The 15599-nt window shown below is 42.0% G+C and carries 14 protein-coding genes; 11 read left to right on the forward strand and 3 right to left on the reverse strand.

The genetic code is table 11. From position 1 onward, the window contains the following. Positions 1–335: 335 nt before the first annotated feature. The 3 genes from fadI (at position 336) to BWD47_RS09655 (ending at position 4547) form a co-directional block, all read left to right on the forward strand. Entirely contained in the window at positions 336–1646 is a 1311-nt protein-coding gene (fadI, locus tag BWD47_RS09645; RefSeq protein ID WP_036969977.1) for an acetyl-CoA C-acyltransferase FadI, read from the forward strand. After that, entirely contained in the window at positions 1646–3871 is a 2226-nt protein-coding gene (gene fadJ / locus BWD47_RS09650) for a fatty acid oxidation complex subunit alpha FadJ (protein WP_074988659.1), read from the forward strand. Before fadI ends, fadJ begins: the two co-directional genes overlap by 1 nt. Positions 3872–4016: 145 nt before the next feature. Next, positions 4017–4547: a GNAT family N-acetyltransferase gene (locus BWD47_RS09655; RefSeq protein WP_036969973.1), complete on the forward strand. Its 531-nt coding sequence runs from the start codon at positions 4017–4019 to the stop codon at positions 4545–4547. 27 nt (positions 4548–4574) lie between these two features. Here BWD47_RS09655 and BWD47_RS09660 read toward each other — a convergent pair whose 3' ends face one another. After that, positions 4575–4961 (reverse strand): MmcQ/YjbR family DNA-binding protein, encoded by a 387-nt coding sequence (locus BWD47_RS09660; RefSeq protein ID WP_036969971.1) that lies wholly within the window; start codon positions 4959–4961, stop codon positions 4575–4577. Between the two features lie 189 nt (positions 4962–5150). Here BWD47_RS09660 and yeiP point away from each other — a divergent pair, with 189 nt between their 5' ends. The 7 genes from yeiP to BWD47_RS09695 all read left to right on the forward strand — a co-directional run bounded on the left by yeiP (position 5151) and on the right by BWD47_RS09695 (position 12499). Then, the gene (yeiP, locus tag BWD47_RS09665; RefSeq protein WP_036969970.1) at positions 5151–5723 is read left to right on the forward strand and encodes an elongation factor P-like protein YeiP; all 573 of its coding nucleotides are present in this window, start codon (positions 5151–5153) and stop codon (positions 5721–5723) included. A gap of 219 nt (positions 5724–5942) precedes the next feature. Continuing rightward, positions 5943–6671: an RDD family protein gene (locus BWD47_RS09670; protein ID WP_074988658.1), complete on the forward strand. Its 729-nt coding sequence runs from the start codon at positions 5943–5945 to the stop codon at positions 6669–6671. Beyond that, positions 6668–7618 carry a stage II sporulation protein M gene (locus tag BWD47_RS09675; protein WP_074988657.1) on the forward strand — a complete coding sequence of 317 codons (951 nt, stop codon included), beginning with the start codon at positions 6668–6670 and terminating at the stop codon, positions 7616–7618. Before BWD47_RS09670 ends, BWD47_RS09675 begins: the two co-directional genes overlap by 4 nt. Then, a complete protein-coding gene (locus BWD47_RS09680; RefSeq protein ID WP_074988656.1) occupies positions 7608–9065 on the forward strand; it encodes a hypothetical protein in 1458 nt (485 codons plus the stop codon). Before BWD47_RS09675 ends, BWD47_RS09680 begins: the two co-directional genes overlap by 11 nt. After that, the gene (locus tag BWD47_RS09685) at positions 9055–10203 is read left to right on the forward strand and encodes a DUF4350 domain-containing protein (RefSeq protein WP_074988655.1); all 1149 of its coding nucleotides are present in this window, start codon (positions 9055–9057) and stop codon (positions 10201–10203) included. Before BWD47_RS09680 ends, BWD47_RS09685 begins: the two co-directional genes overlap by 11 nt. Next, positions 10200–11183 carry a MoxR family ATPase gene (locus tag BWD47_RS09690; RefSeq protein WP_036969962.1) on the forward strand — a complete coding sequence of 328 codons (984 nt, stop codon included), beginning with the start codon at positions 10200–10202 and terminating at the stop codon, positions 11181–11183. Before BWD47_RS09685 ends, BWD47_RS09690 begins: the two co-directional genes overlap by 4 nt. Continuing rightward, positions 11180–12499 carry a DUF58 domain-containing protein gene (locus tag BWD47_RS09695; protein ID WP_074988654.1) on the forward strand — a complete coding sequence of 440 codons (1320 nt, stop codon included), beginning with the start codon at positions 11180–11182 and terminating at the stop codon, positions 12497–12499. The genes BWD47_RS09690 and BWD47_RS09695 overlap by 4 nt, the downstream gene beginning before the upstream one ends. Before the next feature lie 51 nt (positions 12500–12550). Here BWD47_RS09695 and BWD47_RS09700 read toward each other — a convergent pair whose 3' ends face one another. Continuing rightward, positions 12551–13027, reverse strand: a complete 477-nt coding sequence (locus tag BWD47_RS09700; RefSeq protein WP_074988653.1) for a DUF4234 domain-containing protein — start codon at positions 13025–13027, stop codon at positions 12551–12553. A gap of 220 nt (positions 13028–13247) precedes the next feature. Between BWD47_RS09700 and BWD47_RS09705 the strand changes: the two genes are divergently transcribed. Next, positions 13248–13442, forward strand: coding sequence for a hypothetical protein (locus BWD47_RS09705; protein ID WP_036969956.1), 195 nt, complete (start codon positions 13248–13250; stop codon positions 13440–13442). Here BWD47_RS09705 and BWD47_RS09710 read toward each other — a convergent pair. Next, positions 13439–15556, reverse strand: a complete 2118-nt coding sequence (locus BWD47_RS09710; RefSeq protein WP_371915642.1) for a putative bifunctional diguanylate cyclase/phosphodiesterase — start codon at positions 15554–15556, stop codon at positions 13439–13441. The two genes, BWD47_RS09705 and BWD47_RS09710, sit on opposite strands and share 4 nt — an antisense overlap. Between the last annotated feature and the right edge of the window lie 43 nt (positions 15557–15599).

Consider the following 15599-nt stretch of genomic DNA (forward strand, 5'->3'; position numbering starts at 1 on the left):
TAAAAAGACTGTCCTAAAAGCGTGAGTCAAAGTTCATTTTTGTGAAGCGCCAATAAACACTATTCAGTGCCGATAAATTATGCAAGCGATACTGTGATTGGGGCGCTATCAACAAGTTATAAGGATTCAAAAGTCATAACACAAGTGTTAGACAGAAAATCCTAAAATAGTTCGTTATTTTTTAAGGATTTTTAGCCTAGCATATAAATGGTGCTATTTTTTGTAAATAGGTCGAAAAAAGCCTATGGTTGGTAACTTACTATTGGCATTCATACACGGGTTGTTTTAGAATCAGGAAAAACAAACAGGTCAGACCTGTCAGCGGGAGAGCATAAATGTCTGAGCAAAACATACTTAAAACAGCAAAGGGCGATCGTATCGCTATCGTTAGCGGCTTACGAACGCCATTCGCAAAACAAGCCACAGCATTCCATCATGTACCAGCCCTTGATATGGGCAAGTTAGTTGTCAACGAAATGCTTGAGCGCCTTAACTTCGATAAATCTGAAATTGATCAATTGGTATTTGGGCAAGTAGTGCAAATGCCAGAAGCCCCTAATATTGCCCGCGAAATAGTGCTTGGCACCGGTATGCCTGTCTCTGTTGATGCGTATTCGGTATCACGTGCGTGTGCAACAAGTTTCCAAGCAATTGCCAACGTAGCCGAGTCAATTATGGCGGGGTCTGTGCAGGTTGGTATTGCTGGCGGTGCTGATTCATCGTCTGTATTACCAATCGGTGTGAGCAAAAAATTAGCGGGCAGCTTAGTTGATTTAAACAAGGCGCGTACGTTCGGGCAGCGTTTAAAAATATTCTCTAAATTGCGTTTAAAAGACTTAATGCCGGTACCGCCAGCCGTTGCGGAATACTCTACAGGTTTATCTATGGGTCAAACAGCTGAGCAAATGGCTAAAACGCATAACATTAGCCGTGCTGACCAAGATGCACTTGCGCACCGTTCACACACGCTTGCGAGCCAAGCATGGGCCGACGGTAAATTAAAAGACGAAGTGATGACGGCACACGTTGCACCGTATAAGAGCTTCATCGAGCAAGATAACAATATTCGTCATAACTCAAGTATTGAAGGTTACGCTAAATTAAAACCAGCCTTCGACCGTCAACACGGTTCAGTGACGGCGGCAAACTCAACGCCATTAACTGATGGGGCCGCTGCGGTGCTTATGATGAGCGAAAGCAAAGCAAAAGCACTGGGTTACAATATTTTAGGCTATGTCCGTAGTTTTGCGTTTTCGGCAATCGGTGTGCACGAAGACATGCTTATGGGCCCAGCCCATTCAACACCCATCGCGCTTGACCGTGCGGGCATCACATTAGCTGATTTAGATTTAATTGAAATGCACGAAGCATTTGCAGCGCAAACACTGGCAAATATGAAAATGTTTGCATCAGATAAGTTTGCCCAAGAAAAGCTGGGTCGCAGCAAAGCGATCGGCGAAATTAACATGGACAAGTTCAATGTGTTAGGTGGCTCACTTGCTTACGGTCACCCATTTGCGGCAACAGGTGCGCGCCTGATCACGCAAAGTTTACATGAACTTAATCGTCGCGGTGGCGGCCTTGCTTTAACGACTGCCTGTGCAGCGGGTGGCTTAGGTGCAGCCTTTGTATTGGAGAGTGCGTAATGACAGATTCAGTATTTAGTTTATCGGTAGGTGATGACGGTGTTGGCGTTGTGACAATTGATGTGCCGGGTGAAAAAATGAACACCCTGCGCAGTAGTTTCGCAGAAGATTTAAAAACACTATTAAAAGACGCACAACAACAAGCTGTTAAAGGCATGGTATTTATTAGTGGTAAAAGCGATAACTTTATTGCCGGTGCCGACATTAAAATGCTTGATAGTGCAAACAGTCGTGAAGATGCATTAGCGCTGAGCGAGATGTGTCAGCAAGCGTTTTTCGATATGAAAAAACTACCATTCCCAACAGTCAGTGCCATTCATGGTGCGGCGCTTGGTGGGGGATTAGAGTTTGCATTAGCGTGTGATTATCGTGTCTGTTCAGACAGCGACATCACGAAGCTGGGTTTACCCGAAGTACAACTAGGCTTATTACCTGGGGGTGGGGGTACTCAGCGCTTACCTAAATTAGTTGGCCTGCAAAAAGCGCTCGAATGGATGCTAACAGGTAAACAAGTACGTGCAAAACAAGCGAAAAAAACAGGCTTGGTAAATGATTGTGTTCCGCACAGTGTATTACTTGAAGTTGCAAAAGAGTTTGCCCTTAAAGGGAAAGCGAAAGTAAGCAAGCCTAAATTAGACCGTTTGAGCCAATTGTTAGAGTCAAACCCGTTTGGCCGCAATATTATTTTCAAAAAAGCCCAAGAAAATGTGCTTAAGAAAACGGGCGGTCATTACCCTGCGCCTTTAGCAATTATTAAAGCCGTGCGTGCGAGTGTTGAACTTGATCAATTAAAAGCATACAAAACAGAAGCAGAAGGCTTTGCAACGCTTGTTATGAGCGACGAGTCTAAAGCGTTGCGTGGTATTTTCTTTGCAACCACTGAAATGAAAAAAGAGTGGCGTAATGATGACGCACCAGCCATTAGTAAAGCCGCAGTTCTTGGCGGCGGATTGATGGGCGCGGGTATTGCCCACGTAAGTGCTGTTAAAGCGGGTGTGCCTGTGCGTATTAAAGATGTGGCTGAAAAGGGCATTAGTAATGCAATGAACTACAGCTACAAGATTTTAGACAAAAAGCAAAAGCGCCGTATTTTATCAAAAGCCGAGCTGCAACAAACCATGAGCCGTATTACAGGCACGACAGATTACAGCGGCTTTAAACACATTGATATTGTTATTGAAGCTGTGTTTGAAGATTTGGCACTTAAGCAAGGTATGGTGGCCGATGTTGAGCGTGAGTGCCAAGACACCACGATTTTTGCAAGTAATACATCGTCATTACCGATTGCACACATTGCCGCTAATGCTGCACGCCCAGAGAATGTAATTGGATTGCACTACTTCTCACCTGTAGAAAAAATGCCATTGGTTGAAATAATTCCTCACGCTGGCACGTCTGAAGACACCATTGCGCGCGTTGTTAATTTTGCTCGTAAGCAAGGTAAAACGCCGATTGTGGTGAAAGACATGGCGGGTTTTTACGTAAACCGTATTTTAGCGCCGTATGTAAACGAAGCGGCTAATTTACTGCTTGCGGGTGAACCTATTGAGAAGATTGACCAAGCGCTTGTTGAGTTTGGTTTCCCTGTGGGTCCATTAGCTTTACTTGATGAAGTTGGCATTGATATTGGCTCTAAAATTGCGCCAATTTTAGAAAAAGAATTGGGTGAGCGTTTTAAAGCCCCTGATGCCTTTAATCGTTTAATTGATTCTAAACGTTTAGGTCGTAAAACGGGACGTGGTTTTTATCTTTACGACAAAAAAGATAAAAAAGTGGATGAGTCAGTTTACGAGTTATTGGGTGTGACTCCTTCGCCACGTCTAAATAAAAGCGAAATAGCCAAACGCTGTGTGGCACAAATGCTAAATGAAGCGGTACGTTGTTTAGATGATGGCATTATTGCCAGCCCACGTGACGGGGATATTGGGGCTATTTTTGGTATCGGCTTCCCACCGTTCTTAGGCGGCCCATTTAGCTATATGGATAAGCTAGGGGCGGCGCAAGTGAGCTCTGAAATGGCAACATTTGCAAACTATAACCCTATTTTTACGCCATGCGATACATTAAAGGCAATGGCTGAGAATAAGGGGCGTTTTTATCAAAGTGCTGAAGAGTTTGTTGTTGAACAACAGGAATCACACCTAGACCCTGTCGAAGTAACGAAAGAAGTGGTTGAAGATGAGCAAGCCTCAGAAGAGCCAAATGCTGAAACAACTAAAAGTTAAGCTGTGTAGTTAACGAGTGACTTCATACTAAAAGCCCTGTTCCTATTGAACAGGGCTTTTTTGTTGCTGTATTGGCTATAAGTTGTATTTAAAGTAGGGGAGTGATTTGCTATAACAGACTTTATTTAGCAAACGACTAATCACCATGACTCTCACCACTGCGCGATTAACTTTAAGACCTTTAAATGCCGATGACTGGCCATTATTTTATGCATTACACAACGATATTGATGTGATTGAAAAGTGCTTTGATAAACCCTCTGAAGCACACGTACGCGCTAAGTTTAATGAACGCTTAAAGCCTTGGTCACCAGGTGGCAATACGCCGTTGTGTTTGGTGATAGTCGAAACCTGCACGGGCAAAGAAGTCGGGGTGACAGGGTTTACGTCATCCACTGTGCCAAATAGCCAAGAAGTAGGCTATTTGCTACTGCCAAACTTTCATGGCCGTGGTTATGCTACTGAGTCATTAAAAGCGGTGCTTGATTATGCTATTCGCGAACACCGCGTTTGTGAATTTAAAGCCGTGGTCACTGAGGGCAATGTCGGTTCAGAAAAAGTGCTGGAGAAATGTGGTTTTCAGTTAATTGAAAAACAGCCTGATGCTTATATGATAGGGGGTATTTTGTATACCGATCATCATTTTTATTTGAATCGCACTGATCACACCCTGTGATCAGTGCTGATGTAACTAGCGAAGAGGTTAAAGGTGCAACTCAATCGCTTTTCTGTCTTTTTCAGGCATGTTTGCGACCACTAGATTAAACGAATTATCAATCATACGTTCAATCTCCCCTTGTGGTACTGTGCCATCTAAAATAACGGTATTCCATAAACGTTTATTCATGTGATAACCCGGGACCACGGATGGGAAAATATCTCGCAATGCTTGGGCTTCATCAGGATCGCATTTTAAATTTAACCACCAAACAAGGTTACCTTCATCGTCAATTTGGCCTTCTTTTCCCTCTACGAGAGTGGCAAACATTTTATGGTTAACCTTATAAACATCGACATCTTGGCCAAATGGTTGGGTGATCATCACCAATGGCTTTTTCATTAAATATTCGTGTACTGTGTGTTGATTCATGATCCAATCCTTGAAGTCATTTTTCGTAGTTATAAACATAGCAGAATTTTTAAGTTTGGAGATATCTATTTTTATAATTTGCTGAAAACTAGGATAAATAATGCGGGTGATGGAAAACTGCAAATTTTTATTGAACAAAAGCCATTACGTGGTAAATTTCTGTCATCAAAAAACGATAGGAATACACCCATGCCTAAGGCAAGTGAAGTAAAAAAAGGCGCAGCGATTGAATACAATGGCCGTGTTTTAGTAGTAAAAGATATCCAGCGTTCTGTGCCGCAAGGTCGAGCTGGTGGTAGCTTATACCGTATGCGTTTATACGATGTTGTTACTGGCGGTAAAGTCGATGAGACGTTTAAAGACAGTGACATGTTAAAGCTTGCTGATTTGACGCGTCGTGAAGCAATGTTTTCTTATATTGATGGCGAAGAATATGTGTTCATGGACAATGAAGATTACACGCCTTATAACCTTAATAAAGACGCAATTAGCGAAGAAATTTTATTCGTTAACGAAGAAACACAAGGTGTGCATGTCATTGTGATTGATGGCGCGCCTGTTGGTATCGATTTACCTTCAAGTGTAGAACTTGTTGTTGAAGAAACTGACCCTTCGATTAAAGGTGCCTCTGCGAGTGCACGCTCGAAGCCTGCGCGTTTAACTACTGGGTTAACGATTCAAGTACCAGAGCACATTTCAACGGGCGATCGTATTCGTATTAATACTGCTGAACATAAGTTTATGGGTCGAGCAGAAAAATAATTATCAGATCATCTGTAAAAGCCGACATTTATGTCGGCTTTTTTGTTAAGTTAAAATTAGGGCTAAGTTCACTTTAAACATCAGCCTATGTTCCTTTTTTTAGGCTAAAAGGCATTGAAAAAAGACAGGAAAACGCGCATCATGGTTTACTTAACTTATTGCTTTTTAAGGTTCTGCCCTAATAAGCAAAGACGATAATAACGACTAGTAGTAGATTGCATGTTAAACCACGGATTGGAAAACAGAGAGTACGTTAAACTCCCAGAAGGTGTTGATATTGCTATAACACCAGCAGGTGTTGTGGCGCGTAGTTACGCTTATATTATCGATCTTATTATTCGTGGCTTGATCCTGCTTGCCATAGCAACGCTCTTTTCTTTTTTTGGAGACGCAGGCGAAGGCCTTGTTCTTATTGCCTACTTTCTTATATCTTGGGGATACAACATCCTTTTTGAAATGGAAAATGGTCAGACCCCCGGTAAAAAACGCCTCAAAATACGTGTAGTACAAGACAACGGTTTGCCAGCGAGCTTTTCGCAAATAGTGGTACGCAACTTATTACGTCCTGCTGATATGCTGCCTATTGGTTATTTTTTAGGACTCATCGTGATGATGTTTAATACGCGATTCAAACGGATCGGCGATTGGGCAGCAGGCACCTTAGTTATTTATGATGATGAGCTGCAAGAGCGCCCATTACTGCCCAAAGGTGATGTGAGCATTCCTGCTGTCAGCTTGACGACCGAAGAGCAATTAGCGGTGCTTGCTTTTGCTGAACGACACAATGAGTTATCCGCTGCCAGACACCTGGAGATTGCCACTATACTTGCTGAGCCTTTAGCCAGTAATGAAACCGATATTGAGGAGCAATTAGCCAGTTATGCCCGTTATTTTGCTGGGCAACTACACGATAATCATGACCACTCACACGTGGAGAGTCAGCAATGAAACAAACCCAATTTGTAAAATCGAACACACAAAGCTGGGATGAATTCAAAGCGTTATGTGAAATGGAACGTTCAGAGTCGTTGCCCATTCATTTTCCAAATCTGTATCGCAAGATCTGTAATGATTTAGCCATCGCTCAAAGCCGTCAATACAGCCCCATACTCGTTGAACAAATAAATCGTTTAGTGCAGTTAGGCCAAAAACGTTTGTATTTGTCTCGTAGCAATCAGTTTTCTGAGCTATGGCATGTCGCACGAACAGCGTTTCCTCGGGCTCTGTATGAAAACCGTGTGATGTTAGCTGTTAATTTGCTGGCTTTTTGGGGCTTAGCTTTAATTGCCTTTATTTGGGTAAGACTGGACCCAGATGCAGCGTATACTTTTCTAGGGCAAGGTACGTTGCTAAACATAGAAAAAATGTATGACCCAAGTGGAAGTGTGCAATCTGCTGAGCGGGGGGCATCACAAGATTTATTAATGTTTGGGGTGTATATCTACAACAATATAGGGATCGCATTTCAAATGTTTGCAGGGGGAGTGTTGTTTTGTGTAGGAGCTGCATTTTTCTTGTTATTCAACAGTTTTTATTTCGGTGCCATTGCCGCACATATTGTAAATGTTGGGTTTGAAGGACCGTTTTTCTCGTTTGTTATCACCCATGGCTCTTTTGAACTGACAGCGATTATCATTGCCTCTGCAGCAGGGTGCCGAATTGGCTACGCACTCCTTAACCCTGGTCAATTCACGCGTGCTTATGCCATAAAACAAGCCGCACAAAAAGCCTTGCCCTTAATTGTAGGGGCCTTTTTAATGCTGGTGATAGCTGCTTTCATAGAAGCGTTTTGGTCCCCGCGCGATATTGCGAATGAAATAAAATATACAGTGGGCAGTGGGTGTTGGGCGTATGTGCTGTATCGTCTCTATAAGGGAATGCGTTATGGAGCTTAATCGCCTGATTTTTAACCCTCGTAAACGTGATGCTTACGAAACCTTTGATTTAACAGTGTTATTAGTTAAATCGCACTTTTTTTCTTTGTTTTTTATGTATTTATGCATGGCCTTACCACTATTTATAATTGTGGGCGTGTTACTTAATTGGAGCTGGAGTGCCTTTTTAATATGGTGGCTTAAACCTTTATTCGAGCGCCCGATACTCGATTACATGTCAAAGGCGGTTTTTAATCAACCGGTCTCGATTAGCCACAGTTTAAAGTCGTTAAAGCAATTAAAGTTGGCAGAGATGCTAGTGCATTTAAGTGTCTTAAGGTTCAGTCCTAATCGTGCTTTCTTGGCGCCAGTTGAACAACTAGAGCAACTGTCTAAAGAACGAAAAGCGAAGCGCAAACAGCTGTTGTTCGCTTCAACAAAACCCAAACAAACACTTTGGATGCTATTTTGTGTCCACTTTGAATTTATTTTGTTGATGGGGTTTTCTGCATTAACGATTGCATTAGTGCCGTATTCATTTACTGCTGAAGAAGCGATGTATCAGATTTTTGAGGCCCCTGAATGGTTAGAAATTGCCTTTAATGCTTTATATATAGTAAGTATTGCACTCGTTGCGCCTTTATTTGTCACGGGGGGCTTTTTAGCTTATTTACATCGTCGAGTTGAGCTTGAAGGGTGGGATATTGAGCTCGCTTTTAAAAATATTCGCGCACGTCTAGGTGGTGTATTGTGTTCACTGGCACTGCTTTTCTTATCCAGTGTTACTATTGCACCGTCCGCCAGTTACGCCGATGAAATTGATAAACAACAGGTAAAAGAGCAAGTCACAGCGCTTTATAATGAACCTAATGTGATAGAGACAGAAACAACGTGGACGCCTATTTTTGAACCCAAAAAAGCCTCATCGAGTGACTTATCATGGTTATTTAATATTTTTGAAGCCATAGGGCAGGTTTTTGGTGTATTGGGATGGGTGTTAGTGGCGTTATTAGTCATTTGGTTAGTCTATTACTTAATGAAAAAACGCGGTTTTTTTGCCAATTTAAGCCTGCCTGAACGTGCCAGACATAAAGAAGAGCCCGTGATCCCCAGTTTGTTTGCTGAAATTAAAGCACAGGATTTACCTACAGATTTAATTGCCTCGGCATTGCGTTGTTTTAATGCAGGGCAACACCGTTTAGCGCTGGCTTATTTGTTACATTACTCGCTTAGTTGGGCGCAGCAGCAACATCAAGTGAGATTACATCGCTCAATGACTGAGCGTGAATGTAAGCGTGCGATAGATGCCAAAGTACCGACGCATATACACGATATTTTTACGCGCTTGTTTACAGCGTGGGTGAGTGTTGCTTGGGGGCACCAAACACCCGATCTTGATTTTATTGCTCTTACAGAGGAAATAAAAGCAATGACAGCCAGCAAGGAGGAAAGTACTCATGAAGCTTAAATATGTACTGATTGCTGCTTTGGTATTGCTTGGTTTTATTATTGTTGCGGGGGTTGCGTCGCTGGAGTGGGAGAAAAAAGAATTCGAAATAGGTTTTCACTCTGATGTGGCTAAAGATAATTTCACCATGGCGCAGCGATTGTTAAACGCAAATGGCATTAAATGGCTTAAAGATAAACACCTTGCTGCACATGCCGATAGCGAACAAATACGCATTGACCCACACACTATTTTAATTGTCGATGAAGCGGTGCTTGCCGATTCGTATCAATTAGATCAGCAGCTCGCTGAATGGGTGGCTGAAGGTGGGCGATTGGTGTATGTATTGAATCGACAGCGCGATGAGTTGGCACTTGATAATACATTGTTTTTTAATCAACTAGGGATCACCGTTTCAGCGAAAGACAGTGCCTTTGACTATGACTTTGCAATGCTTAAAGAAGGGTCTAAAAACAGCACCTTGGCTATTAATGAAGACACCGTGTTAGCGCTTGAACTAAGCCGTGCATTTACGATTGAACATTGCCCAGGTGTCAGCACAAACACAGAACAGGGCGATACTGTTATGTGTGACCTCGCTTTTGGGCAAGGCCGCGTTATTGTAATGCCGTCATTGGCACCATTTACAAACTATCGATTACGCCACCTTGACCATGGCAGCCTCCTACTTTGGCTTAGCAAAGGGGCTGATAAAGTGACATATGTTCCTTATTTAACATACCCTAATTGGCTGGCAAAAATATGGCACTGGAGCTGGCAGTTTGTTGTGAGCCTTTTATTATTGGTTGTGTTTACAGTGTGGCATATCAGTAGTCGAATTGGTCGAGCCTATGCCCCTGACTTCGATATTAAAACCAGTTTTAATGCGCATATTCGTGCAGTGGCTAATTTCTACATGCAACACGGACACGAAGCGTATTTATGGACAGCGCTTCGTAAAGACTTTAATGCCAAAGTAGAGATGCGAGTCCCTAATTTTAAAATGTTAAGTGATGATAAACAGGCACAAATTATTGCTAATTTAACGCACTTCGACAAACAACAAGTGACTCAGCTGCTTGTAAGTGAATTACCCACGTCACGCGAGCAACGATTAGAATATATCAAACGATTTAAACAATTAAGGAATGCATTATGAGCACGGAACTGGAAAATAAACGCATGAGCTTGATAGATGCCGCGGAGGCTGTAAAACAAGTAAAGCAAAACATTTCACGTGTCCTCGTTGGTCAAGATGCCATTGTTGAAGATGTGCTAACCGTTTTATTTGCAGGTGGTCACGTACTGCTTGAAGGTGTGCCAGGGCTTGGCAAAACTTTACTGGTTAGGGCATTGGCAAAAAGCTTAAACGTGGATTTTTCGCGCGTACAGTTTACGCCTGATTTAATGCCATCAGATGTTGTTGGTCATAGCTTATATGATATGAAGTCGGGTGAATTCAATATTAAAAAAGGACCCGCCTTTACCAATATTTTATTGGCAGACGAAATTAACCGTGCACCCGCAAAAACCCAGTCTTCATTACTTGAAGTGATGCAGGAGCAACAAATAACGATTGATGGTGAATCGCTTTCTATCGATTCTCCTTTTATGGTTTTAGCAACACAAAACCCGCTCGATCAAGAAGGGACTTACCCGTTGCCTGAAGCGGAATTAGACCGATTTATGATGAAAGTTGAATTGGGTTTTCCTTCGCATGAAGCGGAAGTGGAGTTGTTAAAACTTAACACCAAAGTGGTGTCGAATGAATCAACGGTTGAGCAACTGCCAGCAGTACTTGATGCCGCGCGTATTAGTGAAATTAAGCAGCTATGTGCAGATAGGCTAGTTGACGAAAAAATTCTTAATTATGCTGTCGATATTGTTCGTAATTCACGAACTTGGCAAGGTGTATTGCACGGCGCAGGTTTACGAGCATCAATAAACCTGATTAAGGCTGCAAAAGTAATCGCATTGATGAATGGGCGCGATTTTGTGATCCCAGATGATGTAAAATCAGTCGCCCCTAATATTTTAAGACACCGTTTGATCTTATCGGCTGATTTAGAGTTAGAAGGGGTGTCGTACGACGAAGTTATCAATGCCATATTAGCCAGTGTTGAAGCACCTCGCTCATGATTCGAATTAAGCTTAGACCTGCCAAACGCCTTGTTTTACTGCTATGTGCAGTTGTGCTGATGGTGCTTGTCTGTGCTATAGCTGAGCTTGGAAGCGTAATAATGACGGCGTTATTATTGGTGCCTGTCGTGATTACATGGATTGACTTAATGGCGTCAAAGTCGCAGCCGCTGTTATCAACAGAATTGTCGACGAGCCAAAATATGGCATTGTATCGTTGGCAGCCAGTTCAGCTTACTATCAATAACACCGCTAAGCAGCCCCTGCTTCTCGATGCCAGTCTGCATTTAAGTCAGGCCATAGAGCTTGCTGAGCCGCAACAGACGGTATTTTTAACAGCGATGCAGCAAGCACAGCTGAGCTTTAATATTCGTGCTCATAAACGCGGTGATGCTGACATAACCGCTATTGAGCTCAGAGTTGGCTCGTCTTTTGGGCTGTGGCAATCTAGCTGGTTAGTCAAGCAAGAGACTCGGTTAAAAGTGTACCCTGATTTTAGTCGTGTAACCTCAAAGCAACACCTTAATGGCGTAACCAATAAGCCAATTAATGGCTTAAAGTTAACCAAAAAGCGGGGTGAAGGTATTGAGTTTCATCAATTAAGGGAATACCGGCAAGGTGATAGTGTTAGGCAAATTGACTGGCAAGCGACCAGTAAACGTCGTAAATTAATTTCTCGTGAATACCAAGAAGAGCAGAATCAGCATGTGATTGTGATGCTTGATGCATCTAAAAAAATGGCGATTGAAGCAAACGAAGGCACTCACTTTGATCATGCATTAAATGCACTTTTATTGCTCGCTCACACCGTTTTAAAACAAGGTGACTGGTTCAGTATGCAAAGTTTCAATCAAGCCTTGCGTTGGTTACCAGATGTTAAAGGGGCGCAGAATGTCTCGCGGGTGATGAATCATTTTTATGATTTATACCCCGATAATAGCAGCAGTGACTATTTAGTCGCGGTTAATCAACTTATTGCTAAGCGAACTAAACGCTCTTTAGTGCTCTTGGTGACAACGTTAGATGAGCAGAGTATTGATGAATTGCTCCCAGCCATAAAAATGCTGCAAAAGCACCACCTTGTAGCGCTTATCAATATAAATAACCGTGCAGTGGCTGAGGTACTCGATGAGCCAATCGAGAAGTATGAAGATGCAACTAGTTATTGTGCGGCACTTGCTTTACTTAATGCACACAAAGCCAATATGGCAAAGCTTAAAAAGCAAGGTGTCATCGCTATTGATTGTAAGCCTACGCAACTACTGCCACATGTGTTGAATACGTATTTAAATGTGAAGCACTCAGGTGCTCTCTAGCAGGTAATAAAAAAGGCATTGAGTTCAATGCCTTTTTTACGTTTGTAACGATTATTTTTGCTTGTCTATTGCTTCGTTGATTTTATATTGAAAGTAAATCACGTTGAAGAAAAAGGTTAAAATACCATTTAGTTTGACAGGCTCATCACTGCTTTCGTTAATTAACTCAGTTAAAGAAGTACGCAGTGAAAAGATAAGAATGATCGCGACAACAAAAGAAATAAGCGACACAACCCCCCCAAGTTCGGGGCTAACTCCCGCAATCGATAAAATAATATTCACCGCGTATAAACCAACATAGCCGTAAATTAAACCTTGGCTAACTTGATGTTTAGCGAGTGAATTTGCAAGATTTGTGCGATTTACTAGCCAATAAACACTGTAAATGCCCAGTGTAAAAACACTTAAAAAGAACACGCCCCAGGCAGAGAAACGGTCAAAGTTTAAGATTGGTTTATTACCACTGCTGTTTGCATCTGTTAGGGTAGCTTCGGGCGCTTGGTATAGATTGCTGGTTTCATTAGACATAATATATCCTCATATTTTATTGTTTTTTCCTTAGGTGCCACAGGCACGTTCCTATATTATATCCTCGACTTTATTCTGTATATCATTTCACGCATTTTTTAGCGCTTTGCAATTGATAGTAATAGAATATAACCCGTCTTTATAGTGGCTATTACAGCTTCATGGTTTAAACCTGTGCTTAAATTATATACACTGCGCGCTGTTTTTAATGAGGTGCTGTGTGCTGCTAATTCTACTGAGTTGTTTATTTGTATTGGTGATGTATTTAGAGTCGCTTTCGAAGGGAATGCCTGTAAAACGTTGGATGTTTTTAGGGGGCGTGCTTGGGCCCATTGCTTGGTGTTTGTTTAATGTGCACTACCGCCGTGCTTTTGTTCGCCATGTTGGCCGTCAGGCATGTGGTTGGCGCCCTTAATTAACGTTTACACTCCTGATTAAACTTGGAGCTGACTTAGTGAGTTGGCTTTTCAAAAATGCGGTAAATTCAGGGTGTGACAATGGTTTTGAGTAATAATAACCTTGCACCGTTTGACACTTTAATTCTTTTAACATCTCTACTTGTTTAGCTTGTTCAACCCCTTCGGCAACAACATGTAACTCTAGGTTGTGTGCGATGGTAACGATTGAGTCAACCATGTTCCGGCCCCGCTCAGTTTGCATATCATCAATAAATGCTTTATCAACTTTAAGCGTGTTTAGTGGAAACTGTTTTAGATAGGCGAGGGATGAATAACCGGTGCCAAAGTCATCCATCGCTAAGTGAATGCCTCTGGCACTTAATGAGCGCATGACTGCAATGGCTTCTTGCGGGTCATCCATTACGGTGCCTTCGGTAATTTCGAGTTCGAGAAAATAAGAGGGCAACTCGTTCTTTTGTAATATTAAATCAATGCGAGTGGTTAAGTCGGGTAAACTAAATTGCTTAGCGGATAAGTTCACCGCAACACGGCCATTAAAGAGGCCTTGATCTATCCAGTTTTTCACATCGCGACAGGCTTTATTTAAGACCACTTCACCAATTTCAATAATTTGCCCTGTTTCTTCGGCAATCGGAATAAAGACGCCCGGGCTTATAATCCCCTTTTTAGGAGTGATAAAGCGGACGAGTGCTTCCATGCCATCGAGTTTACCGGTGTGAATATTCATTTTCGGTTGGTAATAGACTTCGAAATGATCCTCTTTTAATCCGTAGCGCATTAAGTTTTCAATTTGTAAGCGCTTTACCGCCTCACGGTTCATTGTGTCATTAAAGAATAAGTAGCTGTTGCCTTTTTTCTTTGCGTGATACATCGCAGTATCGGCATTTTTTAGCAATAGCTCGGGGGTATTACCGTCTTCTGGAAACAGCACGATTCCGACACTTGAGGTAATTACCAGCTCATGGCCTGCCATATTAAAAGGGGTGGCAATTGCGGCTAAAAATAGTTTAGCCATCCGTGTGATGGTATGAATGTCGTTAGTGCCCGACATAACCAATGCAAATTCATCACCACCCAAACGATAAAACACATCTTTCTCGCGAGTGAGTTTATTTAAACGCATTGCCAGTTTAGCTAGGAGACTGTCACCTAGTTGATGACCTAATGAGTCATTAATTTTTTTAAAGTTGTCTAGGTCAAACACTAAAAGAGCATGGTGATTGTCTTGCTTTGCGAGTTTTTTTAAATTGGTGAAAAATAAGTTTCGGTTAGGCAAACCGGTTGTCCGGTCTCTGTTTGATAGGTTATGTAATTGAGACTCCGCTTTTTTACGCTCGGTTTGATCAGAATAAACAACCACGTAATTACAAATTTGATTATGCTCATTTTTAATTTCATCAATTGAAATTTCAATGGGTAATAATTGACGTTGAGCATTTTTAAGTTTGACTTCTTGTTGCCAATGTTCGGTGGCTTTTACGGTGGCTTTAATTTCGTCGACATAACTTTGGTCGTAGCCAAGCAGTGCAAAATCTTTCTTTAAATACTGTTCACGGCTGCCGCCAAACAGAGTTAAAAAGCTCGGGTTTAAATCAACAAGCTTAAAGTTTTTGTCGTAGATAGCAATTGCATCAGTCAGCGATTCAACACATTTAGCAAATAGGTTTAAACGGGCTTCTGTTGATTTTAGCTGTGAAATATCCCTGACAGTGCCTGTCATTCGTAAGGGATTTAGGTTGGTATCTTTTTCGATAATTTTTCCACGGTCTAATACCCAGTGCCAGCGATCAAAACTATCTTTAATTCGGTAACTAGCCTCGAAAAATGCAGTGTGTTCTGCAAAATGTCTTTTGAGTGCATTTTCAACGTGTGGTAAATCATGTGGGTGAATAAGGTCTCGATTAGGAGGGAAGCCGTTGGCGTTATTCGTATCTGTGGTGTATTTATCGTTGATACGTATTACTTCGCCCGTTTTTATGTTCCAGTCCCATAGGGTATCACCACTGCCTTCTACGGTACTTTTTAGTCGATGTTCAGAGATTCGCAGCTGATGTCGAGAACGCTTTAGTTTGTAAATGACAAATAGCAAATATGGCAGCAAGAGCATCATAATTGTGCTTGGGATCAGCAACAGTGTACTTTGCTCAAGCTCT

This window comes from Pseudoalteromonas sp. PAB 2.2 (assembly GCF_001938575.1).
GTDB classification, from domain to species: domain Bacteria; phylum Pseudomonadota; class Gammaproteobacteria; order Enterobacterales; family Alteromonadaceae; genus Pseudoalteromonas; species Pseudoalteromonas lipolytica.

Coding starts and splice junctions, on each gene's coding strand:
- fadI (WP_036969977.1), top strand. CDS start 336: ATGTCTGAGCAAAACATACTTAAAACAGCAAAGGGCGATCGTATCGCT.
- fadJ (WP_074988659.1), top strand. CDS start 1,646: ATGACAGATTCAGTATTTAGTTTATCGGTAGGTGATGACGGTGTTGGC.
- BWD47_RS09655 (WP_036969973.1), top strand. CDS start 4,017: ATGACTCTCACCACTGCGCGATTAACTTTAAGACCTTTAAATGCCGAT.
- BWD47_RS09660 (WP_036969971.1), bottom strand. CDS start 4,961: ATGAATCAACACACAGTACACGAATATTTAATGAAAAAGCCATTGGTG.
- yeiP (WP_036969970.1), top strand. CDS start 5,151: ATGCCTAAGGCAAGTGAAGTAAAAAAAGGCGCAGCGATTGAATACAAT.
- BWD47_RS09670 (WP_074988658.1), top strand. CDS start 5,943: ATGTTAAACCACGGATTGGAAAACAGAGAGTACGTTAAACTCCCAGAA.
- BWD47_RS09675 (WP_074988657.1), top strand. CDS start 6,668: ATGAAACAAACCCAATTTGTAAAATCGAACACACAAAGCTGGGATGAA.
- BWD47_RS09680 (WP_074988656.1), top strand. CDS start 7,608: ATGGAGCTTAATCGCCTGATTTTTAACCCTCGTAAACGTGATGCTTAC.
- BWD47_RS09685 (WP_074988655.1), top strand. CDS start 9,055: ATGAAGCTTAAATATGTACTGATTGCTGCTTTGGTATTGCTTGGTTTT.
- BWD47_RS09690 (WP_036969962.1), top strand. CDS start 10,200: ATGAGCACGGAACTGGAAAATAAACGCATGAGCTTGATAGATGCCGCG.
- BWD47_RS09695 (WP_074988654.1), top strand. CDS start 11,180: ATGATTCGAATTAAGCTTAGACCTGCCAAACGCCTTGTTTTACTGCTA.
- BWD47_RS09700 (WP_074988653.1), bottom strand. CDS start 13,027: ATGTCTAATGAAACCAGCAATCTATACCAAGCGCCCGAAGCTACCCTA.
- BWD47_RS09710 (WP_371915642.1), bottom strand. CDS start 15,556: ATGATGCTCTTGCTGCCATATTTGCTATTTGTCATTTACAAACTAAAG.